General features: G+C 69.9%; 31 protein-coding genes and 2 tRNA genes. 16 read left to right on the top strand and 17 right to left on the bottom strand.

All coding sequences use genetic code 11. From position 1 onward, the window contains the following. The first annotated feature begins 7 nt into the window (after positions 1-7). Complete coding sequence (locus ACFPJ4_RS07010; RefSeq protein ID WP_386739648.1) at positions 8-718, top strand: DUF8185 domain-containing protein; 711 nt, start codon at positions 8-10, stop codon at positions 716-718. A 22-nt stretch (positions 719-740) separates the two neighbouring features. On the opposite strand, the gene ACFPJ4_RS07005 is transcribed toward ACFPJ4_RS07010, so the two are convergent. Then, on the bottom strand, positions 741-2,396 hold the full coding sequence (locus ACFPJ4_RS07005; RefSeq protein WP_386739647.1) for an FAD-binding dehydrogenase: 1,656 nt from the start codon (positions 2,394-2,396) through the stop codon (positions 741-743). Between the two features lie 105 nt (positions 2,397-2,501). Continuing rightward, positions 2,502-2,879, bottom strand: a complete 378-nt coding sequence (locus tag ACFPJ4_RS07000) for a winged helix-turn-helix transcriptional regulator (protein WP_386739646.1) — start codon at positions 2,877-2,879, stop codon at positions 2,502-2,504. 96 nt (positions 2,880-2,975) lie between these two features. Between ACFPJ4_RS07000 and ACFPJ4_RS06995 the strand changes: the two genes are divergently transcribed. Beyond that, the gene (locus ACFPJ4_RS06995) at positions 2,976-3,839 is read left to right on the top strand and encodes an SDR family oxidoreductase (RefSeq protein WP_386739645.1); all 864 of its coding nucleotides are present in this window, start codon (positions 2,976-2,978) and stop codon (positions 3,837-3,839) included. Positions 3,840-3,862: 23 nt separating this feature from the next. Here the strand turns inward: ACFPJ4_RS06995 and ACFPJ4_RS06990 are convergent, their stop codons facing one another. The 4 genes from ACFPJ4_RS06990 to ACFPJ4_RS06975 form a co-directional block, all read right to left on the bottom strand. Next, positions 3,863-4,279 carry a globin gene (locus ACFPJ4_RS06990; protein ID WP_386739644.1) on the bottom strand — a complete coding sequence of 139 codons (417 nt, stop codon included), beginning with the start codon at positions 4,277-4,279 and terminating at the stop codon, positions 3,863-3,865. After that, entirely contained in the window at positions 4,276-5,313 is a 1,038-nt protein-coding gene (locus ACFPJ4_RS06985) for a mechanosensitive ion channel family protein (protein WP_386739643.1), read from the bottom strand. Before ACFPJ4_RS06985 ends, ACFPJ4_RS06990 begins: the two co-directional genes overlap by 4 nt. A gap of 2 nt (positions 5,314-5,315) precedes the next feature. Next, positions 5,316-7,865 (bottom strand): aminopeptidase N, encoded by a 2,550-nt coding sequence (gene pepN, locus ACFPJ4_RS06980; RefSeq protein WP_386739642.1) that lies wholly within the window; start codon positions 7,863-7,865, stop codon positions 5,316-5,318. An 85-nt stretch (positions 7,866-7,950) separates the two neighbouring features. After that, on the bottom strand, positions 7,951-8,655 hold the full coding sequence (locus tag ACFPJ4_RS06975; protein ID WP_386739641.1) for a hypothetical protein: 705 nt from the start codon (positions 8,653-8,655) through the stop codon (positions 7,951-7,953). 96 nt (positions 8,656-8,751) lie between these two features. Between ACFPJ4_RS06975 and ACFPJ4_RS06970 the strand changes: the two genes are divergently transcribed. The 4 genes from ACFPJ4_RS06970 to ACFPJ4_RS06955 are packed head-to-tail and all read left to right on the top strand — an operon-like array spanning position 8,752 to position 12,353. Beyond that, positions 8,752-9,240, top strand: coding sequence for a ribose-5-phosphate isomerase (locus tag ACFPJ4_RS06970; RefSeq protein WP_386739640.1), 489 nt, complete (start codon positions 8,752-8,754; stop codon positions 9,238-9,240). 17 nt (positions 9,241-9,257) lie between these two features. Beyond that, positions 9,258-10,229: an Fpg/Nei family DNA glycosylase gene (locus ACFPJ4_RS06965; RefSeq protein ID WP_386739639.1), complete on the top strand. Its 972-nt coding sequence runs from the start codon at positions 9,258-9,260 to the stop codon at positions 10,227-10,229. Positions 10,230-10,231: 2 nt separating this feature from the next. Continuing rightward, the gene (locus ACFPJ4_RS06960) at positions 10,232-10,864 is read left to right on the top strand and encodes an FMN-binding negative transcriptional regulator (protein ID WP_386739638.1); all 633 of its coding nucleotides are present in this window, start codon (positions 10,232-10,234) and stop codon (positions 10,862-10,864) included. 1 nt (position 10,865) lies between these two features. After that, positions 10,866-12,353, top strand: coding sequence for an amidohydrolase (locus tag ACFPJ4_RS06955; protein ID WP_386739637.1), 1,488 nt, complete (start codon positions 10,866-10,868; stop codon positions 12,351-12,353). A gap of 240 nt (positions 12,354-12,593) precedes the next feature. Here the strand turns inward: ACFPJ4_RS06955 and ACFPJ4_RS06950 are convergent, their stop codons facing one another. After that, the gene (locus ACFPJ4_RS06950) at positions 12,594-12,764 is read right to left on the bottom strand and encodes a DUF2510 domain-containing protein (RefSeq protein WP_386739636.1); all 171 of its coding nucleotides are present in this window, start codon (positions 12,762-12,764) and stop codon (positions 12,594-12,596) included. A 126-nt stretch (positions 12,765-12,890) separates the two neighbouring features. After that, a complete protein-coding gene (gene nadE / locus ACFPJ4_RS06945; protein WP_386739635.1) occupies positions 12,891-13,736 on the bottom strand; it encodes an ammonia-dependent NAD(+) synthetase in 846 nt (281 codons plus the stop codon). A gap of 128 nt (positions 13,737-13,864) precedes the next feature. Here nadE and ACFPJ4_RS06940 point away from each other — a divergent pair, with 128 nt between their 5' ends. The 3 genes from ACFPJ4_RS06940 to ACFPJ4_RS06930 are packed head-to-tail and all read left to right on the top strand — an operon-like array spanning position 13,865 to position 16,275. Further along, the gene (locus ACFPJ4_RS06940; RefSeq protein ID WP_386739634.1) at positions 13,865-15,253 is read left to right on the top strand and encodes a sensor histidine kinase; all 1,389 of its coding nucleotides are present in this window, start codon (positions 13,865-13,867) and stop codon (positions 15,251-15,253) included. Positions 15,254-15,262: 9 nt separating this feature from the next. Continuing rightward, positions 15,263-15,910, top strand: coding sequence for a response regulator transcription factor (locus ACFPJ4_RS06935; protein ID WP_386739633.1), 648 nt, complete (start codon positions 15,263-15,265; stop codon positions 15,908-15,910). A gap of 41 nt (positions 15,911-15,951) precedes the next feature. After that, the gene (locus tag ACFPJ4_RS06930; protein ID WP_386739632.1) at positions 15,952-16,275 is read left to right on the top strand and encodes a hypothetical protein; all 324 of its coding nucleotides are present in this window, start codon (positions 15,952-15,954) and stop codon (positions 16,273-16,275) included. 40 nt (positions 16,276-16,315) lie between these two features. Here ACFPJ4_RS06930 and ACFPJ4_RS06925 read toward each other — a convergent pair whose 3' ends face one another. Then, positions 16,316-16,540: a hypothetical protein gene (locus ACFPJ4_RS06925; protein ID WP_386739631.1), complete on the bottom strand. Its 225-nt coding sequence runs from the start codon at positions 16,538-16,540 to the stop codon at positions 16,316-16,318. A gap of 42 nt (positions 16,541-16,582) precedes the next feature. Between ACFPJ4_RS06925 and ACFPJ4_RS06920 the strand changes: the two genes are divergently transcribed. Beyond that, positions 16,583-17,032 carry a MarR family winged helix-turn-helix transcriptional regulator gene (locus ACFPJ4_RS06920; protein WP_386739630.1) on the top strand — a complete coding sequence of 150 codons (450 nt, stop codon included), beginning with the start codon at positions 16,583-16,585 and terminating at the stop codon, positions 17,030-17,032. 13 nt (positions 17,033-17,045) lie between these two features. Here ACFPJ4_RS06920 and ACFPJ4_RS06915 read toward each other — a convergent pair whose 3' ends face one another. Continuing rightward, positions 17,046-17,942 (bottom strand): cation diffusion facilitator family transporter, encoded by an 897-nt coding sequence (locus tag ACFPJ4_RS06915; RefSeq protein WP_386739629.1) that lies wholly within the window; start codon positions 17,940-17,942, stop codon positions 17,046-17,048. Between ACFPJ4_RS06915 and ACFPJ4_RS06910 the strand changes: the two genes are divergently transcribed. Beyond that, entirely contained in the window at positions 17,934-18,140 is a 207-nt protein-coding gene (locus ACFPJ4_RS06910; protein ID WP_386739628.1) for a hypothetical protein, read from the top strand. The two genes, ACFPJ4_RS06915 and ACFPJ4_RS06910, sit on opposite strands and share 9 nt — an antisense overlap. Here ACFPJ4_RS06910 and ACFPJ4_RS06905 read toward each other — a convergent pair. Further along, the gene (locus ACFPJ4_RS06905) at positions 18,110-18,475 is read right to left on the bottom strand and encodes an ArsR/SmtB family transcription factor (protein WP_386739627.1); all 366 of its coding nucleotides are present in this window, start codon (positions 18,473-18,475) and stop codon (positions 18,110-18,112) included. The genes ACFPJ4_RS06910 and ACFPJ4_RS06905 overlap by 31 nt on opposite strands. 40 nt (positions 18,476-18,515) lie before the next feature. Continuing rightward, on the bottom strand, positions 18,516-18,665 hold the full coding sequence (locus ACFPJ4_RS06900) for a hypothetical protein (protein WP_386739626.1): 150 nt from the start codon (positions 18,663-18,665) through the stop codon (positions 18,516-18,518). Between the two features lie 90 nt (positions 18,666-18,755). Here ACFPJ4_RS06900 and ACFPJ4_RS06895 point away from each other — a divergent pair, with 90 nt between their 5' ends. Further along, a complete protein-coding gene (locus ACFPJ4_RS06895; RefSeq protein ID WP_386739625.1) occupies positions 18,756-19,040 on the top strand; it encodes a hypothetical protein in 285 nt (94 codons plus the stop codon). A 52-nt stretch (positions 19,041-19,092) separates the two neighbouring features. Further along, positions 19,093-19,365, top strand: coding sequence for a hypothetical protein (locus ACFPJ4_RS06890; protein WP_386739624.1), 273 nt, complete (start codon positions 19,093-19,095; stop codon positions 19,363-19,365). Here ACFPJ4_RS06890 and ACFPJ4_RS06885 read toward each other — a convergent pair. After that, positions 19,362-19,778: a hypothetical protein gene (locus ACFPJ4_RS06885; protein ID WP_386739623.1), complete on the bottom strand. Its 417-nt coding sequence runs from the start codon at positions 19,776-19,778 to the stop codon at positions 19,362-19,364. The genes ACFPJ4_RS06890 and ACFPJ4_RS06885 overlap by 4 nt on opposite strands. A gap of 61 nt (positions 19,779-19,839) precedes the next feature. Beyond that, positions 19,840-20,253 carry a MarR family winged helix-turn-helix transcriptional regulator gene (locus tag ACFPJ4_RS06880; protein WP_386739622.1) on the bottom strand — a complete coding sequence of 138 codons (414 nt, stop codon included), beginning with the start codon at positions 20,251-20,253 and terminating at the stop codon, positions 19,840-19,842. Positions 20,254-20,324: 71 nt separating this feature from the next. Between ACFPJ4_RS06880 and ACFPJ4_RS06875 the strand changes: the two genes are divergently transcribed. Continuing rightward, on the top strand, positions 20,325-21,287 hold the full coding sequence (locus tag ACFPJ4_RS06875; protein ID WP_386739621.1) for a zinc-binding alcohol dehydrogenase family protein: 963 nt from the start codon (positions 20,325-20,327) through the stop codon (positions 21,285-21,287). A 6-nt stretch (positions 21,288-21,293) separates the two neighbouring features. Here the strand turns inward: ACFPJ4_RS06875 and ACFPJ4_RS06870 are convergent, their stop codons facing one another. The 3 genes from ACFPJ4_RS06870 to ACFPJ4_RS06860 all read right to left on the bottom strand — a co-directional run bounded on the left by ACFPJ4_RS06870 (position 21,294) and on the right by ACFPJ4_RS06860 (position 22,253). Beyond that, positions 21,294-21,821: a flavodoxin family protein gene (locus tag ACFPJ4_RS06870; protein ID WP_386739620.1), complete on the bottom strand. Its 528-nt coding sequence runs from the start codon at positions 21,819-21,821 to the stop codon at positions 21,294-21,296. Between the two features lie 83 nt (positions 21,822-21,904). Continuing rightward, a tRNA-Gly gene (locus ACFPJ4_RS06865) sits at positions 21,905-21,978 on the bottom strand. A 71-nt stretch (positions 21,979-22,049) separates the two neighbouring features. Continuing rightward, positions 22,050-22,253: a hypothetical protein gene (locus ACFPJ4_RS06860; protein ID WP_386739619.1), complete on the bottom strand. Its 204-nt coding sequence runs from the start codon at positions 22,251-22,253 to the stop codon at positions 22,050-22,052. 104 nt (positions 22,254-22,357) lie between these two features. Here ACFPJ4_RS06860 and ACFPJ4_RS06855 point away from each other — a divergent pair. Then, a tRNA-Pro gene (locus ACFPJ4_RS06855) sits at positions 22,358-22,431 on the top strand. A gap of 52 nt (positions 22,432-22,483) precedes the next feature. Then, a complete protein-coding gene (gene tig / locus ACFPJ4_RS06850; protein WP_386739618.1) occupies positions 22,484-23,857 on the top strand; it encodes a trigger factor in 1,374 nt (457 codons plus the stop codon). Positions 23,858-23,864: the final 7 nt, after the last annotated feature.

The raw sequence follows: 23,864 nt of genomic DNA, 5'->3' as shown, positions 1-23,864 counted from the left end.
GGAGCAGATGGGCAGCTCCTTCACTCTCGCAGACACCCCCACCCTCGATGACCTCCAGGTCTTCCTCGCCCGCGCCGCGCGGATCGAAGAAGGCTCCGTTCGGTTGATCGCGGGCAGCGGGGTTCTCGCGGTGTACGCCGCGGTGTTCTACCCCATCGGTCTGCTCGACGAGAGCCCGACAGTCCTGGGTCTGCGCACGGTCGCCCTGGGCGACCCGGGCGACGGGCAAGCGGAGTTCGACGTCGTCGTCCCCATCCGTTCGCTGCTGCAGCGGCTCGAGAACGCCCAGGCGGCGCGCGCTGCGGCCTCGGCTGCGCCAGGCCCCGACGCCGACGGCCCGATCACGATCTCGCTGCCGATGGAGGTCAACACCGTCACCTGGTCGGCGATCTCGCCCCCGCGCGGTGGCTGGCGTGCCATCGCGGGCACGACGACGACCGTGCTCGATCGCGCGGCGCGCGCCGGCATCGACGAGGTCGCGGGTGCCGTCCCCGAGACCGCGGGGGAGCAGATCGTGCGCCGTGTGCGCTCGGAGGTCTGGAGCCGCGGCATCGACGGGCTTGAGCACGTGCCCGCCGGTGCCGCGTTCGCCGCGTTCGGTCTCGGGTTCCTCGGCGACGACGAGGTGCGGATCTTCGAGACCGGTCCCTGGACCCGCCTGACCACGCGCCGCGGCCACGTGCTGGTCAAGCGCAAAGCCTGGACCCTCTCCCGCTGAGTCGCACGGGGAGCGGCCGGTTCTACAGGCCGCCCGCCACGCTGCGCCCGGCGACTCGTCCGGTGAACAGGCAGCCGCCCACGAAGGTGCCCTCCAGGGCGCGGTAGCCGTGCATGCCGCCCCCGCCGAACCCCGACACCTCTCCGGCGGCGTAGAGGCCCGCGATGGGCGTGCCCCCGGCATCCAGCACACGGCCCTGCAGGTCGGTCTGCAAGCCGCCCAGGCTCTTGCGGGTGAGCACGTGCAGCTTGACCGCGATCAGCGGATGGTGGTCGGGGTCGAGGATCTTGTGGGGCTTCGCGACCCGGATGAGCCTGTCGCCGCGGTAGGCCCGGGCGCCGCGCAGGGCGGTGACCTGGGCGTCCTTGCTGAAACGGTTGTCGAGCTCGCGGTCGCGCGCCTCGATCTCGTGCCGCATGGTGACGGTGTCGAGTTCGACCTCGGGCGAGAGGCGCTTCATGCCGGCGAACAGCTCGTCGAGGGACTCGGCGACCACGAAGTCCTCGCCGCGCTCCTTGAACGCCTCGACGGGCGGGGTGGCACCCTTGCCCAGACGCTGCTTGAGCATCAGCGGAATGCTCTTGCCCGTGAGATCGGGATTCTGCTCGCTGCCGCTGAGCGCGAACTCCTTCTCGATGATCGACTGGGTGAGCACGAACCAGCTGTGGTCGTACCCGGTCGAGCGCAGGTACTCGAGCGTGCCCAGCGTGTCGAACCCGGGGAACAGCGGGATCGGCAGGCGCGTGCCGGTCGCGTCGAACCAGAGGCTCGATGGTCCCGGCAGGATGCGGATGCCGTGCTTCTCCCACACCGGCGCGTAGTTGGTGATGCCCTCCACGTAATGCCACATCCGGTCGCCGTTGATCGAGTTGGCGCCGGCGCGCTCCGAGATGGCGAGCATGCGCCCGTCCACGTGCGCGGGCACTCCGCTCAGCATCGTCGTGGGGGCCGTGCCGAGCCATTCGGGCCAGGCCGCCCGCACCAGCTCGTGATTGCCGCCGATGCCGCCGCTCGCCACGATGACGGCCCCGGCCTGCAGTGCGAAGTCGCCCGTCACGTCCCGGTTGCTCGCGGCACCCCGCTCGGCGTCGTCGTCGGCCAGGATGCTGCCCGAGACTCCCGTGACCGCCGAGTTCGTGACGGTCAACTCGTCGACTCGATGGCGGAACTTCAGCTCGACCAGCCCCGCCTCGACGCCGGCGCGCACCGCCTTGACGAAGGGTTCGAGAATCCCCGGTCCGGTACCCCAGGTGATGTGGAAACGTGGAACCGAGTTGCCGTGCCCGGTGGCGGTGTAGCCCCCGCGTTCGGCCCAGCCGACAACAGGGAAGAAGCGGACGCCCTTGCGGTGCAGCCACGCGCGCTTCTCGCCGGCGGCGAAGGCGAGGTAGGCCTCGGCCCACTGCCGACCCCAGACGTCCTCCTCGCGGTCGAACTCCGCGCTCGCGAACCAGTCCTGGCGTGCCAGCTCGTGACTGTCGTGCACCCCCATGCGGCGCTGCTCGGGGGAGTCGATCAGGAACAGTCCGCCGAACGACCACCAGGCCTGTCCGCCGAAGCTGGCCTCGGGCTCCTGCTCCAGCACGATGACCCGCTTGCCGGCCGCGACCAGTTCAGCCGTGGCGACCAGGCCGGCGAGGCCGGCACCGATGACGATCGCATCAGCCTGTTCCGCCATGACGTCCCCTCCGAACGATCCTCAAGAGTCCCAGGGTACCCGTCTGCGAATGGCAGGATGGCGCGGTGGATGGCGGGACGCCTTCCGGCCGCCCACTGAGGCGGGTCAGCGCGACGGCGCCACGATGTCGTCGGCGTTGTCGGCGATCCAGTCCATCAGCGGCAGCAGTCGCTCGGAAAGCTGGCGCCCGCGTTCGGTGAGCCGGTACTCGACCCGGGGCGGCACCTCGGGGAACGATTCGCGGGCGACGAAGCCGTCGCGTTCCAGCGTGCGCAGGGTCGACGCGAGCATCTTCTCGCTGATCCCCTCGATGACGCGGCGCAGTTCGCCCCAGCGCAGCGTGCCCTCCGTCAGAGCGAGCAGCACGAGCACGCCCCACTTGCTCGTCACGTGGTCGAGCACGGTGCGGGTGGAGCATGCCGCGGGGTAGATCTCACCCGTCTTGCCCGGCGTCACCCGCGAAACCTCGAAACTCACCTTCATGTGGGTACCTTACTGAAAAGTGGGTACCTGCGGCTGGGAAGTATCGGACGGTCGCGCGCCTTGCATCCCCTGACCACGTCAACGAAAGGACCCCCCATGACCATCGTCGTCACCGGCGCAACCGGACACCTCGGCCGTCTCGCCCTCGAGGCCCTGCTCGCGCGAGGAGTCGCTCCCGAGCAACTCGTGGCGGGCGGGCGCAAGGTCGAGAAGCTCGCCGACTTCGCCGATCGAGGCGTTCGGGTCGTGCCGATCGACTTCACGGTGCCCGAGACCCTCGACGCGGCGTTCGCCGGCGCCGAGCAGGTGCTGTTGATCTCGAGCAGCGAGGTGGGTCAGCGCGCCGCCCAGCACGCGGCCGCGATCGATGCCGCCGTGCGCGCGGGCGTCTCGCACCTCGTCTACACGAGCGCACCGAAGGCGACGACCTCGCCGTTGATCCTCGCGCCCGAGCACAAGGCGACCGAGGAGGCCATCGCGGCGTCCGGCATCCAGGCCACGATCCTGCGCAACAGCTGGTACACCGAGAACTATCTGCAGGCGGTCCAGCAGGGCATGCAGACCGGCGAGATCGTCGCGAGCGTCGGCGACGGACGGGTCGCGAGCGCGAGCCGCAAGGACTACGCGGAGGCCGCTGCGGCTGTTCTGATCGATCCGTCGTTGCGGGGCAGGGTCTACGAGCTGTCGGGCGACGTCGCGTGGAACTTCGAGGATCTCGCCGCCGCGGCCGCCGAGATCGCAGGGCGGGAGGTCGTCTACCGCGACGTCTCTCCCGAGGAGCACGCCGCGATCCTGAGCGGGTTCGGTCTCGACGAGGGCACCGTCGGGTTCGTGGTCGCCCTCGACCAGAACATCAAGGCAGGCCTGCTGGCAGAGACCTCCGGCGACCTCGCCCGGCTCATCGGGCGACCGACGACGCCGCTGCTGACCGGCTTGCGCGAGGCCCTCGCCACGGTCTGAGCCGGACCGAACCGGCCGGGGGATCAGGCCCGGTTCACCATCGCGTGGGCGGCACGCTCGAGGTAGTCCCAGAGCATGGACTCGTGCAGGGGCGAGAGCTCGAGCGTGTCGACCGCCGCGCGCATGTGGGCGAGCCAGCGGTCGCGGGCATCGGGGGTCACGGCGAACGGCTGGTGGCGCATCCGGAGTCTGGGGTGGCCGCGCTGCTCGCTGTAGGTGCCAGGTCCGCCCCAGTACTGCTCCAGAAAGCCCGTGAGGCGCTGGATGGCCCCCTCGAGATCCTCTTCGGGATACATCGGCCGCAGCACGGGGTCGTCGGCGACGCCGACGTAGAACTCGCGCACCAGCTTCTCGAAGGTGGGCCGACCGCCGACCGCCGCCCAGAAGCTGCCGCCGACCGGCTCGCCGCCGGGGCCCATGCGCAGGGTGAGATCGCTCATTCGTCCGCCTTCGCCGTCTCGGTCTTGCCCGCGTCGGCCGGCGTGGTGCCCGCCCGGCGGTTGCGCAGGGCCGCCGGCACCGACACCTGTGCGGTCTTCGGCGGCCTCGCCCCCTTGACCGAGGCGGCCCCCTCGTAGCCGCTGAGCACGATGGAGTTGAGCGAGGGCAGCTTGACGCCCAGTTCGTCGAGGGCCTTCTTCAGCCGCGCGCGCAGTTCGCGGGCCACGTCGTCCTTGCTGCCCGACCTGGTCTTGACGACGAGGCGGATGACGATCGCCTCCGCCGAGATCGACTCGATGCCCCAGACCTCGGGCCGTTCGAGGATGAGGCGCTTCCACCGGGCGGCCTGCTGCAGTTCGAGGGCGGTCGCCAGCATCCGGGCCTCGACCTCGTCGATGTCGGCTTCGTACGGCACCGCGAGGTCGATGATGACCCGTGCCCAGCCCTGGGAGAGGTTGCCGACCCGCAGGATCTCGCCGTTGCGCACGTACCACAGCGTTCCGTTGACGTCGCGGATCTTGGTGATCCGGATGCCGACCTCTTCCACGACGCCCGTGGCCGGCCCGAGATCGACGACATCGCCAACGCCGAGTTGGTCTTCGCCGACCATCGCGAGGCCGTTCAGCACATCCTTGACCAGGTTCTGCGCCCCGAAGCCGAGCCCCGCGCCGAGAGCCGCCGTGATGAGCGAGAACGCCCCGCTCGCCTGGGGCGAGACGGTCGAGATGATCAGGACGACGGCGATGATCACGATGACCGTGGTGACGACGCTGCTGAACACCCCGCCGAGCGCGCGGGTGCGCTGCACGATCCGCACGGCCGCCATCGGCGACGCCTGCAGGGCCATGGTGTCTTCGACGTTCTGCTTCTTCTTGACGCCGTTGACGATGCGGTCGACCACGCGCCGGATCACGAACTGCAGGATGATCCGCACCAGGATCGACACGACGATGATGAGCAGCACGCTCACCGGCTTGCCCCAGGCGCCCGTCAGGAAGGCGAGAACGCCGTTCCCGAAGTCGTTCCACGTCACGATCAGCCCCTCCGGTCGCGCTCCTGCGCGGCGAGGGCGCGCTCGACCCCGGCGAGGCACTCGATGACGAGACGCCGCAGCGCCGGGATGCCGGGGTGGGCATCCAGCCAGGCGTTCGTCGCGTCCGCCAGGGCCTGCGAGGCGAGCGAACCGGGGTAGAAGCCCAGGATCGTGTACTCCGCGATCTTGTAGCTGCGCCGGGTCCAGACGGTGGTCAGGGCGTCGAAGTAGGGGCCCACGAGCGGTTCGAGCACGGCCGGGTCGTTGACGTGGCCGAAGCCGATGCCCATGTTGCGCAGCAGGGCGTTGGGGATCGTCTCGTCGTTCAGGGCGGCATCGAGGGCGGACTTCTTGGCCTCGGCGGTGGGGACCGTCGCGCGGGCGCGGGCCGCAGCCTGCTGGCCGTTCGCCGTGTTGTCCTTCTCGAGCGCCGCCGCGATCTCGGGCTCGTCCGCCTCGCCGAGCAGCACGAGTCCATCGAGCAGCTCCCACGAGAGGTCGGTGTCGATCTCGAGACCGGGCAGGGCGACCGAGCCGTCGAGCAGACCGCGCAGGGCGGCGGCGTGCTCGGGCGTCGACGGCGTGGTCGCGAAGAACTTCACGAACTGGAACTGAGCGTCAGACCCCGCGGCGGCACTCTGGGCGAGCGACCACAGCGCGTCGCCGACCCGACGGATCGCGGCCTCGCGCTTCTCGGGCGCGACGTAGACGTGCGCCGCCTGCACCAGCTGGGTGAGCGTGAGCCGCATGGTCGTGGACTCGGTCTCGCTCGCGATGTTGCCCAGCACGAGGTCGAGGTAGTCGCTCGCGGCCACCTCGGCGTCGCGCGTCGAGTCCCAGGCTGAGCCCCACACGAGGGCACGCGCCAGCGGGTCCTCGATCTGTGAGAGCCGGGCGATCGCGACCGCGAGGCTCGCGGGATCCATGCGGATCTTGGCGTATGCCAGGTCGTCGTCGTTGAGCAGCACGAGCTCGGGGCGGGCGAGCCCCACGAGCTCGGCGACCTCGGTCGAGGCCTCCGCGTCGAGGTCGAGCTCGACCCGGTGGGTGCGCACGAGCGTCGCGCCGTCGCTGCCGTAGAAGCCGATCGCGAGCCGGTGCGGGCGCAGCGTTGGCTGCTCGGGCGCTGCGGTCTGGATGATGCGGAACGCCGTGATCGTGCCCGCCGCATCCGTCTCGATCTCGGGTTTGAGCGTGTTGACGCCCGCCGTCTCGAGCCACTTCTCGGCCCAGCCGGTGAGGTCGCGACCGCTGGTGAGCTCGAGCTCGGCCAGCAGGTCGGTCAGCTCGGTGTTGCCGTACTCGTACTTCGAGAAGTAGTTGCCGACCCCGGCGAAGAACTCGTCGATGCCGACCCATGCGGCAAGCTGCTTGAGCACGGATCCGCCCTTGGCGTAGGTGATCCCGTCGAAGTTGACCTGCACGTCCTCGAGGTCGTTGATGGTCGCGACGACCGGGTGCGTGCTGGGCAGCTGGTCCTGTCGGTAGGCCCAGCTCTTCTCCATGGCCTGGAACGTCGCCCACGCCTCGGTCCACTCGGTGGCCTCGGCCGTCGCGATCGTCGAGGCCCACTCGGCGAACGACTCGTTGAGCCACAGGTCGTTCCACCACTTCATGGTCACGAGGTCGCCGAACCACATGTGCGCGAGCTCGTGCAGGATCGTGACGACCCGGCGCTCCTTGATCGCGTCGGTGACCTTCGAGCGGAACACGTAGGTCTCGGTGAAGGTGACGGCGCCGGCGTTCTCCATGGCCCCGGCGTTGAACTCGGGCACGAACAGCTGGTCGTACTTGGCGAAGGGGTAGGGGTAGCCGAACTTCTGCTCGTAGTAGGCGAAGCCCTGACGGGTCTTCTCGAAGATGTAGTCGGCGTCGAGGTAGCCGAACAGCGACTTGCGGGCGTAGATGCCGAGCGGGATGACGCGTCCGCTCGAGCTCGTGAGTTCGGAGTGCACGGACTGGTACGGCCCCGCGATGAGCGCCGTGATGTAGCTCGAGATGCGCGGGGTCGGGTCGAAGGCCCAGGTGGCGGCGCCGTCGCCCGCCGGAGTCGGCACCGGGGTGGGGGAGTTGCTCACGAGGGCCCAGTCGGCGGGAGCCGTGACGGTGAACTGGAACGTCGCCTTGAGGTCGGGCTGCTCGAAGACGGCGAACACGCGCCGGCTGTCGGGCACCTCGAACTGCGAGTAGAGGTAGACCTCGCCGTCGACCGGGTCGACGAAACGGTGCAGGCCCTCGCCGGTGTTCGTGTAGGCGAAGTCGGCGTCGACCGTGACGACGTTGTGCTCGACGAGCCCCTCGAGCCGGATGCGCGTGTTGTCGCTCACGGCGTCGGGGGCGAGCGTCGTGCCGTTGACCGTGACGGAGTGAACCGCGGTCGTGATCGCGTCGAGGAAGGTCTCCGTGCCGCCGCGGGCCGTGAACTCGATGGTCGTCGTCGACCGGAAGGTCTCGGGACCGGTGGTCAGGTCGAGCGCCACGACATAGGACTGCACGGCGATCAGGCTCGAGCGCTCCTGGGCTTCGAGGCGGGTGAGGTTCTCTCCGGGCACGCTGATGCTCCTTCGGCGTCAGGGGTGGAACGACGGATTGTGTCCGTCGATCAGCCTAGACGCGCGCGTCGCGGCAGCGACGCGCCTACGCCGAAACGCGCTCGAGACGTGCAGCCAGCGGGACGTTGCGCGAGCCGGGCAGCGCGATCGGCGCCCGCTGCGGACGGCCGAGGAACACCTCCGCGTCGGTGATCGCCGCGCGCAACAAGGCGATGAGCCGCGTGTCCGGATCGTTCACGCACGCCTGGGCGACCCCGATGGCCGCCGTCCGCACGATGGCGGCGCAACCGTGGCGCGCCAGGTCGACCGGGCGCGCGCGCCAGTCGGCGAGGTGCGCGTGGGCCCAGGCCGCGGCATCCGGGCTCTCGCTCAGGGCGAGCTCTGCGTCGGCCCGAGCGCGCGGGCGATTGATGCCGAGCTCGGCGAGGGCGTCGATCGTGGCGATGATCGCGACGGCGAGAGCGCGCTGGCGTTCCATGCTCGCGACCGGCAGGGCCATGGTCGCGGCGCGCAGGGCGACGACGAGGCCGAGCCGCAGGTCGTCGCCGCGCAGCCCGATGACCCGCGGGACGTCGGTGATCAACTCGCTGCGCCGATCGTCGCGCAGCGTGTCGTTGACGGCCCGCGCCAGGGTGGCCAGCACGGGGTCGGTGCAGCTCGGGTGGTCGCTCCAGCGCTCGCCCGCCAGGTAGGAGGCGAACTCCATGAAGCACGCGCCCTTGCGCGGGGAGCGGTGCCGTCCGGCCGACAGAGTCGGAACCAGGTCGGGAATCGCGGTGACGTTTCTCATGTCGACCTCGCTTACCTCACGATGTGGACATCATCATCCTCCCGCGCGACGGCGTCGACAAGGGGTGTCGGCCCCGGATCGCCTAGCCTGGTGACCATGCGCGTCCACATCGGAACCGACCACGCCGGACTCGATTTCAGCCAGCACCTGCAACAGCATCTCCGCGAGGCCGGGCACGAGGTCGTCGACCACGGCCCCACGAGCTACGACCCCCTCGACGACTACCCGAGCTTCTGCATCAACACCGCGCTCGCGGTTGTGCGCGACCAGGGCGCGGGCGTCCAAACCCTCGGCGTCGTCTTCGGCGGCTCGGGCAACGGCGAGCAGATCGCAGCCAACAAGGTCGAGGGCATCCGCGCCGCGCTGGTGTGGAATCACGACACCGCGGTGCTCGCCCGTCAGCACAACGACGCCAACGTGATCGCGATCGGCGCCCGCCAGCACAGCCTCGAGGTCGCGGTCGAGCTCATCGACGCCTTCCTGGCCGAACCGTTCAGCGGCGAGGAGCGCCACGCGCGACGGATCGCGCAGCTGGCCGAGTACGAGGCCACCGGGCGGATCGCCGGGCACGAGATCGACGCCTAGGCTCAGGAGGAGCAGGGATGCCCGAGGGCCACTCCGTCCATCGGATCGCGCGCCAGTTCGAGCGCCACTTCGAGCACGTGCCCGTCGCCGTGAGCTCGCCGCAGGGGCGCTTCGCTGCCGGCGCGGCGCAACTCGACGGCCACGAGATCGTGCAGGCCAAGGCCGTCGGCAAGCAGATGTTCCTCGAGTTCGACAACGGGCTGTGGCTGCGGGTGCACCTGGGCATGTACGGGGCCTGGGACTTCGCGGGCGACATCACGGTCGACGCCACCACGGCATCCGCGAACGGACGCATGGGCCAGACCAATCAGCGCGGAACCGACCTGGCGGCGCATGAGCACTCGCTGTCGTCGATCGGCGCCCCGCGTTTGACGCGGCTGCGGATGAGCGAGCAGGAGAAGCTCGAGCCCGATGCCACGAGCTTTCCGCCCGAGCCGATCGGAGCGGTGCGCGTGCGCCTGCTGACGCCGACCGCGGTCGCCGATCTGCGCGGTCCGACCGCCTGCGAGGTGCAGACGATCGAGCAGGTGGATGCCGCGATCGCCAAGCTCGGCCCCGACCCGCTCGTCGACGACCACGCCGCCGGCGAGGAGCGCTTCACCGCGGTCGTGCGCAAGAAGTCGACGCCGATCGCCCTGCTGCTGATGGATCAGTCGGTGGTCTCGGGCATCGGCAACGTCTATCGTGCCGAGTTGCTGTTCCGAGCTCGGCTGAACCCGTTCACGCCGGGCAAGGAGGTGCCGGAGCAGACCGTGCGCGGCCTCTGGCGCGACTGGGTCAAGCTGCTCGAGCTCGGCGTGCAGACCGGGCAGATGCTGACGATGGACGACCTCTCGCCCGAGGACCACCGCAAGGCCCTCGCCTCGCGCGCCGACCGGCACTGGGTCTACCACCGCACCGGCGAACCCTGCCGGATCTGCGGCACCCCGATCGCGATGCAGGAACTCGGCGGTCGCAAGCTCTACTGGTGCCCGAAGGACCAGGCGTAGCGGTGCGCCAGACTCCGCACTTCATCACGAACGACGAGCAGGTCGTCAAGCGCCTGATCCGTGAGAACCCGTGGGCGACGTACGTGTCGAACACCGCGAGCGGGCTCGTCGCTTCGCACTACGCGACGCTGCTCGAGGAGGACGCGGAGGGCATCTCGATCGTCAGCCACTTCGGCCGCCCCGACGAGCAGCTGCACGAACTGGGGCAGCACGAAATGCTCGTGATCGTGCAGGGTCCGCACGGCTACATCTCGCCCGGCTGGTACGCCGAGGGCGACGTCATCCCGACCTGGAATCACGTGACCGCGCACCTCTACGGCACCCCTGAGGTCCTCGGCGACGACGAGAACTTCGAGGTGCTGCAGCGACTCGTCGATCACTTCGAGAGCCGGATGCCGCATCCGGTCTCGCTCGACTACGACGAGCAGCATGCGCGGCGCATCGCCCGCGGAACGGTGGGGTTGCGCATCCGGGTGACCCGGATGGATGCCCGGCTCAAGCTGAGCCAGAACAAGCCCGCCGAGGTGCGCGACACGATCATCACCGCGCTCGCCGCCGACGGGCCGTACGCGCAGCCGGGGCTCGCCGACGAGATGCGGCGCATCCACCCGTCGCACCCGGATGCCGGGAGCTAGCGTGCTGCTGCGGAACGCGCGCCTGCTCGACGGCCGGATCGTCGACGTGTTCATCGACCACGGCCGCATCGTCACGCTCTCGACCCCCTCCACCCCGCCGACCCTCTCGAGCGACGTGGGCCCGGGGGAGGGGCCGGAGGAGGTCGACGTCGAGGGGCGCTGGGTCATGCCGGGGTTGTGGGACTCGCACGTGCATTTCGGGCAGTGGGCGCAGCTGAGCCGGCGCGTCGATCTGTCGGGCGCGCGATCCGCGGCGGAGGCGGCGTCGATCGTGCGCGAGCGTCTCGCCGCTCATCCCCCGGAGCCGGGGACGGTACTGCTGGGTCAGGGCTTCCGTGACGGTCTGTGGCCCGACCAGCCAACGCCCGAGCTGCTGGAGTTCGGTGACGTGGCGGTTGCGCTGGTGAGCGGCGACGTGCACTGCATGTGGACCAACCGGGCCGCCCTGCGTGCGCTGGGCCTGCCCGAGGACGCCTGGCTGCTGCGCGAGCAGGAGGCGTTCGACCTCAACGTGCGACTCAGCTCGATCGCCGACGAGCAGTTGGATGCCTGGGTCGTCGAGGCGGCGGCCGCGGCGGCGGCGCGAGGCGTGGTCGGCATCGTCGACCTCGAGATGCGCGATGCGCTGGGCTCGTGGCGGCGACGCTTCGGTGCGGGATTCCGTGGCCTGCGGGTGCGGGCCGGGGTGTACCCGGGCGACCTCGATGCGGTTGCGGCGGCCGGCATCCGCACCGGCGATGTCGTCGAGCACAGCGATGGCCTGCTCGTGGGCGGCCCGTTCAAGCTGTTCACGGACGGCTCGCTCAACACGCGCACCGCGTGGTGCTACGACGACTACCCGGGACTGGGCGGTCCGGATGCCGCGGGCCTCGCGATCCACTCGGCCGCCGAGTTGCTCGAGCTCGCGCGCGCCGCTCTCGAGCGAGGACTCCTCCCCGCGATCCACGCCATCGGCGACCGCGCGACGACCCTCGCGCTCGACACCTTCGCGGCGCTCGGGCCGCTCCCGGCCCCCGGCGGCAGCATCGAGCATGCGCAGCTGATCGCCGCGGCAGACCTTCCCCGATTCGCCCAGCTCGGCGTCCGCGCGAGCGTGCAGCCCGAACACGCGATGGACGATCGCGATGTCGCCGACCACTACTGGACGGGACGCACCGATCGCGCCTTCGCGTACCGCGCCCTGCTCGATGCCGGAGCCGAACTCGCCCTCGGCTCGGACGCGCCGGTGGCTCCGCTCGACCCGTGGGTCACGCTTGCGGCCGCCGTGACCCGCAGCCGGGACGGGCGGGAGCCGTGGCATCCGGAGCAGGCCCTGACCATCCCGGATGCCCTGCGCGCGTCGTGGGGCGGCGTCGCGGGCGTCGCCGAGGGCGGCATCGCGGATCTCGTGGTCAGCGAACTCGACCCGCTCACGGCATCCGGCGAGCAGCTGCGCGAGATGCCGGTCTGGGCGACGATGGTCGCCGGTCGCTGGACCCACGGCCGCTGATACGCGTACGCGGCGACCCCCCCCCGGGGCGACCGGATCAGCCGACCGGGTCAGGCGGCGGGAAGAGGTGGTTCCGCGGAGGTCGGCCACGGCTGCTGAGGCGAAGTCGTCTCGCTCGGCCGTGCGGGTTGGGCCGCCCCCGCGGAAGTCAGCGCGCCCGCATCGACACTGATGCAGGCGCGCCGAAGCGCGGCGTCGCGGCCACCGGTGGGGACGCGACGAAGAAAACTGGGCAGCGGACTACGCGACCGACGCGGGCTGGGCGCCCCACGACTGGAATTCGGCACGGTGTTCCTGGACGTGGTTGGTCCAGCCGATACCGTTCCACCAGCGCAGCTGGGGGATGCCGAGGGGGTCGTTGTACCAGCCGGCGGGCGCGGCGTTCGTGGTCGGGGTGACGACATTGCTCATAGGGGGACTCCTGCTGAGAGGCGGCGGATCGCGGGTGGGGGATTCGGGTTGCGATCTGGGCTCACGATAGTGGCCCCCATCATGGGGACGCGAGTCCCCCTTCTGGGGGACGTGGAACGGGAGGGATCAGCGAGCCCAGGGGTCGGCCGCGGTCCGCCACCAGGCGTCGAACGGGGTGACCGGTGCGGCGCGCTTGTGCTCGGTTGCGAGGTACCGGGCCTCGAGGGCGTCGGCGACGGCATCCGATACCGCCCGGCCTTCGAGGTAGTCGTCGATGTCGGAGTAGCTGAGTCCGAGGTTCGCTTCGTCGGTCTGCCCGGGGTTCTCGTCGAGGAGGTCGGCGGTCGGCGCCTTGAGGTACAGCCGCTCGGGCGCCCCGAGGTGCTCCAGCAGAGCACGGCCCTGGCGCTTGCTGAGTCCCGAGAGCGGCAGCACGTCGGCCCCGCCGTCGCCGAACTTGGTGAAGAACCCCGTTACGGCCTCGGCGGCGTGATCCGTGCCGACGACGAGCATCCGCCGATCGCCGGCGATCGCGTACTGCGCGATCATCCGCGCTCGGGCCTTCGTGTTGCCCTTCGTGAAGTCGCTCAGCGCGTCGCCGGTGGCGTCGCGGTACTCATCCGCGACACCGTCGACGGCCCGCTTGATGTCGAAGGTGATCGCGCGGTTCGGGCGGATGAAGCCCAGAGCGAGCTGCGCATCGTCTTCATCGGCCTGCACCGAGTAGGGCAGGCGTACCGCGATGAACTCGGCCTCGGCCCCCGACTCGGCGACACGCTCGACCGCGAGCTGGCACAGCCGCCCGGCGAGCGAGGAGTCCTGCCCGCCGCTGATGCCGAGGACGAGACCGGATGCCCGGGTCGTCGTGAGGTAGTCGACGAGGAATCCGACCCGGCGTTCGATCTCGGCGGCCGGGTCGATCGTGGGCTGGACGTGGAGATCCGCGATGATGCGGGCTTGAGTGGGGCGCATCCCTCCACGGTATCGAGCGAGCGCAGCGCCCGGGGGGTTAGCCCCACCCGGGTCCGGTCGTCAGCCGGATGCCGACCGGCAGCGGCCGTCGCCAGGCTGGAGGCATGACGACGACAATGGAGCCTGCCATGGCTACCGAGAAGCACCAGCACACGCTCTACGCCCGACTGTGGCTGGGCCTGCCGCGCGAGCTCGGGTACCTGCTGCCGATCCTTCCGATCGGGATCGTCAGCATCGTCGTGCTGACCAGCCTGTTCTTCACCGGCGTCGGAATGGCCTTCATCTTCGTCGGGCTGTTCCTCGTGCTGGCGGCGCTGTTCGTGGGGCGCGGGTTCGGGATGTTCGAGATCATCCGGCTGCGGTTCACCGGCTTTCCCGAGATCACGCCGCCGGCCTGGGATCGCAAGGCCCGCGGCAGCAGCGTCCTGGCCAAGATCTTCGCCCCGTTCATCGACGTGCACTACTGGCTGTACCTGCTCTGGGCGATGTTCGTCGGCCCCATCCTGGGCTTCATCACATGGAGCATCGCGTTCGCGTGGGTGGTCACCGCGCTCTCGGGCACGACGTTCGGGATCTTTGGGCGGTTCATCCCGTCGGGCGCCCGGACGCCGCACCTGCTCGACACCGTGTTCCGTTTCTTCGGTCTGTCGGCATCCGGACTTCCGCGCGAGGTCGGCAACGGGGTGCTCTACTTCATCGTCGGGTTGATCGCCCTGCTCACCCTCCCGTTCGTCACGCGCGGCCTGACCGCCCTGCACTGGGGCATCGCCCGCGGGATGCTGGGCGTGTTCACCGCAGAGCAGCTGAAGCAGCAGGTGGCCGGCCTGTCGTCGTCGCGCTCGGCCGCGGTGGCGGCGGAGGGCACCGCCCTGCGGCGGCTGGAGCGCGACATCCACGACGGCCCGCAGCAGCGGCTGGTGCGACTGCAGATGGACCTCGCGTCGGCGGAGCGCCAGCTCGACAAGGATCCGGATGCCGCGCGCGCCCTGATCGGCGAGGCGATGCAGCAGTCCAAGGATGCCCTCGAAGAGCTGCGCGCCCTGTCGCGCGGCTTCGCCCCGCCCCTTCTGCTCGATCGCGGACTCGTCGCCGCGCTCGGGGCGCTGGCGACGCGCGCGACGATCCCCGTCAGGTTCGTCTCGGACGTGCCCGAGGGCATGGAACTGCCGCCTGAGCTCGAGCGCAACGCCTACTTCATCGCCGCGGAGGCGGTCACCAACGCCGAGAAGCACTCGCGGGCGACGGGGGCGACCCTGAGGGTGTGGCTTCGCCGGATCGCCGACTCCGATGAGACGTGGCTGGAGCTGACCGTGTCGGACGACGGAGTCGGCGGCGCGGTCGCGACGCCCGGCCACGGCCTGGCGGGGCTCGAGGAGCGAGTGCACGGCCTGGGCGGCATCCTCACGGTCACGAGCCCGCGCGGCGGGCCCACGGTGGTGATCGCCCAGCTTCCGGTGACGAGTGCGCTGCCCGCCTCGGCCCAGGCGCCGACGGTCGCCCCGACGCCGGCCTCCTAGGCTGTGGGCGTGTCAGCTCTTCGCGTGGTGGTCGCCGACGACTCGGTGCTGCTGCGCGAGGGCCTCGTGCGGGTGCTCGTCGAGGCGGGGCACGAGGTGGTCGGCGCCTACGGCGATGCGGATGCCCTGCTCGCCGAGGTGGAGCGGCTCGCGCCCGACGTGGCGGTGCTCGACGTGCGGATGCCGCCGACCTTCCGCGACGAGGGCGTGCGCGCCGCGCTGCGGCTGCGATCGCTGCTGCCGGGCACCGGCATCCTGTTGCTCTCCCAGTATGTCGAGGTCGCCTACGCCCAGGAGCTCTTGGGCGCGGGCGACGGGGGAGTGGGTTACCTCCTCAAAGACCGAGTCGCCTCGCTCGCCGAGCTCGACGATGCGCTCGCCCGCATCGCCGAGGGCGGCACCGTGCTCGATCCCGAGGTCGTCGCGCAACTGATCGGCCGCCGGCATGACCCGTTGGCCAGCTTGACGCCGCGCGAGCGCGAGGTTCTGCAGCTCATGGCCGAGGGTCGAAGCAACGCCGCGATCGGCTCGGCGCTGTACATCGGGGTCGGCGCTGTCGAGAAGAACGTGACCTCCATCTTCGGCAAGCTCGGTCTCGAAGACTCGGGCATCGACCATCGGCGGGTGCTCGCGGTACTGGCGTACCTGCAGCGCTGAGGAGGGTTCCCGACGCCATCCGGTCGGGCTATCGTCGGAACATGGCCGAGCTTGATCCTGAGGTGGATGACTTCGACATCGACGTGCTCGAGAACGAGTTCTTCGAGCAGTTCATGAGCCCCGATGATCAGCTGCTGTCGGATCCGGACAGCGACGACGACGACACCGTCGCCGTGACCGAACACTCCAGTCTCGACGCGGTGCGCACGGTCTTCGAAGACCGCCTCACCGAGGAGCAGATGGAGGAGCTGGCCGCCGACCTCGACCTGACCTCGGCCACCTGGATGAACATCGAGGAGTTCCGCGCGGTCAACGACGACGCCGAGATCGACGAGATCGAGTTCGACGACGACGAGGACGAGTAGCGAGGTCCACCGGCATGGGCCGTGCGTCGAGTCGCGCGGCTCAGGCCGCCGATGGCGGGCAGTGCAGCCGTGTCGGCGTGGACCAGTCGGCGGTGCGTTCGATCTCGTGAGCCGACATCGGCTGTCCGCACAGGGGGCAGCGGGAGGCGGCCGGGGCGGCATCGACGGGACGCTCGCCGCCGGGGCCAGGGCCGAGAGGCGGCGGCCCGAGGTACGGGAAGAGCCTCTCGTTCAGGCGATCCCACCAGCTCATTCGTTCGCTCACGAATAATGAGTGTACTAACTATTGGGACGCTATGCTGAGTGGATGCCGACCACCGCCGTCGATCCGCTCGCCCTCGACCGTCAGGTCTGCTTCGCCCTCGTCACCACCGCCCGGCAGATCGTCGCCGTCTACACGCCGGTGCTCGAGCCCCTCGGGCTGACGCATCCGCAGTACCTCGTCATGCTGGCCCTCTGGCAGAGCAGCCCGCGGCGCGTGCGCGACCTCGCCGACACGCTGCACCTCGAGCCGGCCACGCTCAGCCCCCTGCTGAAACGGCTCGAGTCGGCTGGACTGCTCGACCGCCGGCGCGACCCGGATGACGACCGCGCCCTGGCCGTCTCGCTGACGCCCGCGGGGGTGGCGTTGCGCGAGCGGGCCATCGCGGTGCCCGGCCAGATCATGGAACGCCTCGGCGTCGGGGTTGCCGAACTGGAGCGCACCCGTGACGCACTGAACGTGCTGCTCGAGGCAGCGGAGCGCGTGCCCGCTTGATCCGGCGGCTGCCTCAGTCGCTGACCGTGCGCACCCGGATCGCGTCGGCGTTGGGCAGGTGCGCCGCGAGCTGCGCGGCCACCTCGTCGGCGACCCGCTCCGCCTGCGAGACGGGCATGTCGGCGACGACGATCGCCGTGTCGCCCTGGAGGCGGTGTCCGACCCAGCGCAGCCGCAGTTCCTGGATGGCGCGCACGCCCTCGACGTGCCGGATGGCGTGCTCGGCCCGATCGACCAGCTCGGGCTCGACGCCGTCCATCAGCCGCCGTCCGATGCTGCGCACGGTGCCGATCAGCAGCACGATGATCGCGATCGAGATCAGGATGCCGACGATCGGGTCGGCGAGCGGGAACCCCAGCATGACGCCGACCGCTCCGACCACGACCGCGAGGGAGGTGAAGCCGTCGGTGCGCGCGTGCACGCCGTCGGCGACCAGCGCGGCCGAGCCGATGCGGCGACCGACCCGGATGCGGTAGATCGCCACCAGCTCGTTGCCGGCGAAACCGATGATCCCGGCCGCGACCACCCACCACAGGTTCTCGAGCGGATGCGGCGAGAGCAACCGCAGGATCGACTGCCAGGCCGCGACGACCGCCGAGAGTGCGACGACGACCACGATGAACAGTCCGGCGAGGTCTTCGGCGCGGCCGAGTCCGTAGGTGTAGCGACGAGAGGCCGCGCGGCGCCCCAGGATGAAGGCGATCCAGAGCGGCACCGCCGTGAGGGCGTCCGAGAAGTTGTGGATGGTGTCGGCCAGCAGCGCGACCGAGCCGCTGATGAGCACGACGGCGAGCTGCAGGATGGTGGTGCCCAGCAGTACGAAGAGGCTGATCTTGAGCGCCCGCACGCCCGCCGCACTGGCTTCGAGCGCGTCGTCGATCGAGTCGGAGGCGTCGTGCGTGTGCGGCACGAAGAGGCCGTAGAGGAAGCCCTTCAGGCCGGTGGGGTGGTCGTGGTCGTGACCGTGGTCATGGTCATGGTCATGGTCGTGGCCGTGCCTGTGGTCATGGTCGTGAGAATGCTCGTGCTCGTGCTCGTGCTCGTCGTGCGGATGCGCGTGGTCGTGACCGTGTGCGCTCACGCCGAGACCTCGGCATCCGTGTGGTGATGCCGCGGTGTCTGATCGAGCGCGTGCTCGGCCTGGAAGATCGCGTCCGAGACCAGCTGCCGCGCGTGCTCGTTGGCGAGCCGGTAGAAGATGCGGGTGCCATCCTGTCGCGTGCTGACCAGGCGGCCGAGCCGCATCTTCGCGAGGTGCTGTGACACCGCGGCCGGCGACTTCTCGACGAGTTCGGCCAGCTGGTTGACGCTCAACTCGCCCTCGCGCAGGGCGAGCACGATGCGCACGCGGGTGGCGTCGGCGAGCATCCCGAACACCTCGACGGCGAGCTCGACGTACTGGCTGTCGGGGAGTCGTCCGCACACCTGCTTATCTGCATCCATACGCAGATTGTGGCACACCGCCGGGTGGCGGTCGTGCGGGTCAGTCGGCGAGCAGCTCGAGGATCTGCGAGATGTCGAGCGCTTGTGTCGCCTCGAGGTCGACGATCGGGTCGGCGGGGGCGGTGACGAGTTCGACGTCGCCGCCGGGGTCGGCGCTGAATGTTCTGGGGATGATAGTCGCGGTAGCCATGATCCACTTTCCCGCCACGGAGCGCGGGCCTGTAGGGGCTTAGGTCCTGGGGGTGCCCTAAGCTCGCGACGAATAGTGAGGAGCTGTCGAATGACGGATGAGGAGTCGCCCGACGCTTTGGCCGCCGGCTCCGAGGTCGATGCGTCCGGCAGCGTCGCGGGCTTCGTCTGCGGGTTCATCGGCCTCTCGATCTCGGGACTGCTGTTCCCGGTTTCGATCGCGCTCGGGATCGTCGGCTGGATCTTCTCCGCGGCGGCGATCAAGCGGATGCCGTCAGGTCGCTCGGGCCGCGGTCTTGCTGTGGCGGGACTCGTGCTCTCGATCGCGGCGCTCATCGCGGCCGTCGTCGTCGCAGTCAGGACGGTTCGGTGGTGATCGACGTCGCCGACCACTGGTGCGATGGCCGGCTTCGTGCCAGCCTCGGATCATGAGCGATACGAGCGGCCGCGTCGAGTTGCACAGGCTGGCCGAGGCCGGAGACCGGGACGCGATCGACGAACTCGTCGAGCTGGCGGGCGAAGAAGGCGACGTGGCCGAACTGCGCCGACTGGCGGATGCCGGCAGCGCCGACGCCATGGACGAGCTGGTCCAGCTGGCGATCGACGACGACAATCGTGACGAGCTGCGTCGACTCGCGTCGGAGGGGAGCCGGGACGCCGCCGAAGCCCTGGCGGAACTCGAAGCCGGCGACGAACTCTAGCCTGCGGGCGGCGCGTTTCGCAGCAGCACCTCGAAGGGCTCGACGGCCACGATGCCGTTCACCTCACTCGCGAGTTGCCCGTCGAGCGTGACGAACGCGTCGGCCTGCAACTGCGCCACGGCGATGTACTCGGCCAGCGCGGTGTCGTCCCATCCGAGTTGCTCCGCCACCCGCCAGGCCGTTGCCCGCGAGACGCGATCGGCCAGCAGGCGGATGCGCATCGTCGTGATCCCGTCCAGCATCCGGCGCGCGTCCTCCCTGCTCAGGGATCCCGCGCGCACGTCCCGATAGAGCTGCGACAGGGCGTGGGAGTGCAGCAGCTTCGGCGCGACGAGCTGGTGCTCGGCAGAAACGGCGACGTCGTCACGAACGAGCCGGATCGCGGTGGGGGCGTCGATCGCGTACCTGGTCATGGCCACATCCTGCACCCGCGTGCCGACAACGCCGCCCGCTCCGGGTGACGACGGAGTCGGTCTACCCGACCCTCTTCAGCAGCTCGCGGCAGATCGCGGCGAACGCGCTGCGCTGATCCGTGGGCAGGCGATCCATGATCGCCCCCAGCGCGGCGTAGCTCTCCTGTTCGAGCACCGTCGCCTGGGCCCGGCCGGCATCCGTCAACCGCACGGCCACTCGTCGTCGATCCGAGTCCGAGGGAACGCGCTGCACCAGTCCGCGGCCCTCTGCCCGGGCGACGAGCCCCGACGTGCTCGACTTGTCGAGCCCCAGGTGGGCGGCCAGTTCGAGCATCTCGGGCTCGCGGTCGCGCAGGATCGCGAGCAGACGCAGTTGCGTGGGCGAGAGCTCGTGGCGGCGCGCGGTGTCGTCCAGCACATCGAAGACGCGCCAACTGAGTTGCACGAGCGAGTCGAGGTCGGGGTCGCGGGCCATGCGAGCATCCTACTTGATCTAGTTGGTAACACGAACTACATTGGTTTGTAATGCCAACTAAAGGAGAGACGATGCACGCCGCCGTTGTGACCGAGTTCGATCAGCCGCCTCGCTGGTCTGTCGCCGACGAGCCCCAGGCCGGGGGCGAGCACGAGGTGGTCGTCGAGGTGGTGGCAGCAGCGCTGCATCCGCGAGTCCGCTCGCAGGCTGACGGCTCGCACTACACCAGCACCGACGAGCTGCCGCTGATCCCGGGCATCGATGGGGTCGGTCGCCTGCCCGACGGCTCGCTGGTCTACTTCGTGCTGCCCGACACCCGGCTCGGCAGCCTGGCTGAACGCGCGACGATCGATCTGCGCCGATCCGTGCCGCTTCCTGCGGGAACGGATGCCGCGGCCGTCGCCGCCGCGATGAACCCCGGGATGTCGTCCTGGATCGCGCTGCGCCGTCGCGCCGGGCTCGTGCCCGGGCAGAGCGTGCTCATCCTCGGAGCGACCGGGAGCGCCGGCCGGCTCGCCGTGCAGATCGCCCGCCACCTGGGCGCGTCAGGTGTGGTTGCTGCAGGCCGCGACCCGGAGGCTCTCGATTCACTGGCCGGGCTCGGGGCGGATGCCGTGGTCTCGCTCGCCGGACCGCTCGGCGAGGCCGCCGCCCGGGTCGGCGAGGCTGCCGCCGAGGTCGACGCGGTCGTGGACTACCTCTGGGGCGAGCCGGCGCAGGCCGTCATCCCGGCCCTGCTGACCCGCCGCCCCGATCGCTCCCACCGACTCGCCTGGGTGCAGGTGGGCGCGATCGCCGGGCCGGACCTGACCATCGCCTCGGCCATGCTGCGCGGGGCGAACCTGCAGCTGATGGGCAGCGGTCAGGGCTCGGTGACCACGCGCGGGATTCTCGACGAACTCGGGCCGCTGCTGGCGGAGGTGTCCAAGGGCAGCTTCGTGCTCGATATCGACCCGCGGAAGTTCGCGGATGTCGAGGCGGTCTGGGCCGAGAAGGCCAGTGCCCGCAGCCGCGTCGTGTTCGTCGCGCCCTGATCCGCGTCAGTTCGCGGACACGCTCACTCGTTGCGCCAGTTGCGCGCCGACGGCCTCAGCCCGGGCGATCTCGTCGGCGTCGAGGGCGCTGTCGTGCACCAGGAAGCTCTCCGGATCGGCGACGGAACGACCGCCGGCCTTGCGCAGTTCCTTGTCGATGTGCGCCGCGGCGGAGCCCGTCAGTAGACGAGCCCCTTCGGCGCGGGTGTCGAAGGCGAAGAACTGCCCTACCGGGCCGGTGAGCTCGTCGAGCCACTCGCGGATTCCGATCCCCGGCGCGCTCTTCTCAAGCGTGAGGTGCCGATCCGGATCCTTCGTCCACTCGACGGCCTCCGCCCGCGTCACGGGGCGGCTCAGGCCATGCACGTGGGTCGGGCCTCCGACCAGCACGAGGTCAGCCTTCGGAAAGACCTTGCCCGCGTCGTTCACGTTGATCAGGGTCACCGTGGCGGAGGGCGCCATCCCCTTCGCGAGCGCTTCCGCAACCCGCCGGGTGTCGCCGAACATCGATTCGTACACAATCACTGCATCCATGTGTCCAGCGTCGTTCGTGCTGCGCGCGGCGGGCAAGGGCCTTGGTCCTATGGGTCGAGGGGATCGAACCCAGAGTCACGATGTGGAGGGGATGACGGGAATCGAACCCGCGTAATCAGTTTGGAAGACTGAGGCTCTACCATTGAGCTACATCCCCGGAGGGCGACCGAAGCCGCATCTCGCCGGGCAGTCTACCGGAACGAAGCGCCCCGTTCGGGCAACGTCGGCTCAGGCAACGGCCAGGCGTGCGGCATCCGCCGATTCTGCCGGCGTCAGTTCTGCCGATTCCGAATCGATGCGGATCGCGGCGCAGACGTGCGCCTCTTCCCACGCCATCGCGAAGAACACGCTGGTCTCGATCGGACCGGTCTCGCCGCAGTCGAGGCAGCGCGGCTCGTAGGCGCGCAGTTCCATGATCTCGATGTCTGCCATGGCTCCAGTGTGAGCCGCCGCACCGACATCCGGGAGCAGGCACGCGGACAGGATCGAACCGTTAGACTTCGGGAGGCCATTTTTCGGGCAGCAAGCGCATCAACCGGGGCGTAGCTCAGCTTGGTAGAGCGCCCGCTTTGGGAGCGGGAGGCCGCAGGTTCAAATCCTGTCGCCCCGACTCACACCCCAGATTTCTACGAGATCCCACGAAAAGAACAACGGAGACACCCATGGTCACGACGACCGTCGAGAAGCTCAGCCCCACTCGCGTGAAGCTCAACATCACTGTCACGCCCGAGGAGCTCAAGCCGAGCATCGACCACGCCTACCAGCACATCGCCTCGGATGTGAGCATCCCCGGCTTCCGCAAGGGCAAGGTGCCGCCGCCCATCATCGACCAGCGCGTCGGCCGCTCCGAGGTGCTCAACCACGCGGTCAACGAGGGGCTCGACAAGTTCTACCGCGAGGCCGCCGACGAAGAGAAGGTGCGTCCCCTCGGGCGCCCCAGCGCCGACATCACCAAGTGGCCGAGCGTCGACGACTTCAGCGGCAACCTCGAGGTGTCGGTCGAGGTCGACGTGCGTCCCGAGTTCACCATCCCCGACTACGAGGGCCTCAAGCTCGAGGTCGAGCCCGTCACGGTGAGCCCGGATGACGTCGAGGCCGAGCTCGAGAACCTGCGCAGCCGCTTCGGCACCCTCGTCACCGTCGACCGTCCGGCCAAGACCGGCGACTTCGTGCAGCTCGACCTGGTCGCCACGATCGGCGACGAAGAGGTCGACACCGCGAGCAACATCTCGTACGAGCTCGGATCGGGCGAGCTGATCGAGGGCATCGACGACGCGCTCGACACGCTGACCGCGGGGGAGTCGACCACGTTCGAGGCCCCGCTGCTCGGCGGCGACCACGAGGGCGAGAAGGCCCAGATCGCCGTCACGCTGCTCGCCGTCAAGGAGCGCGAGCTTCCCGCCGCCGACGACGAGTTCGCCCAGATCGCCAGCCAGTTCGACACCATCGGCGAGCTTCGCGCCGACCTGCGCGAGCAGCTCGGCAAGTCGAAGGAGTTCGGCCAGGGCGTCGAGGCTCGCGACAAGATCGTCGACGTGCTTCTCGAGAAGGTCGACATCCCCGTTCCGCAGGGCCTCATCGATGACGAGGTGCACCGTCACCTCGAGAACGAGGGTCGCCTCGAAGACGAGGTGCACCGCGCCGAGGTCGCCGAGTCGAGCGAGAAGACCTTCCGCTCGCAGATCCTGCTCGACGCGATCGCCGAGAAGGAAGAGGTGAAGGTCAGCCAGAACGAGCTCACCACCTATCTCGTGCAGGCATCCGCCCAGTACGGCATGGAGCCGGGCGAGTTCATCAAGGTGCTCGACCAGAACGGGCAGCTGCCCGCCATGATCGGCGAGGTCGCCCGCGCGAAGGCGCTCGGCGCCGTGCTGGCCAAGGCGAAGGTCGTCGACACCAAGGGCAAGGCGGTCGACGTCTCGGCGTTCACCGCGGGCCTGCCCGACGAGCAGGGCGACGAGTTCGACACCGGCGACGCGACCGCGCTGCTGCAGCAGGCGAACGCGGGCGACGAGCACGCAGGTCACAACCACTAGCCGCATC

Origin of the sequence: Lysinimonas soli, assembly GCF_042655435.1 — a bacterium.
Taxonomy (GTDB): domain Bacteria; phylum Actinomycetota; class Actinomycetes; order Actinomycetales; family Microbacteriaceae; genus Lysinimonas; species Lysinimonas soli.
Note: the sequence above shows the minus strand (reverse complement) of the source record. Positions and strands in the feature narration are given on the sequence as shown.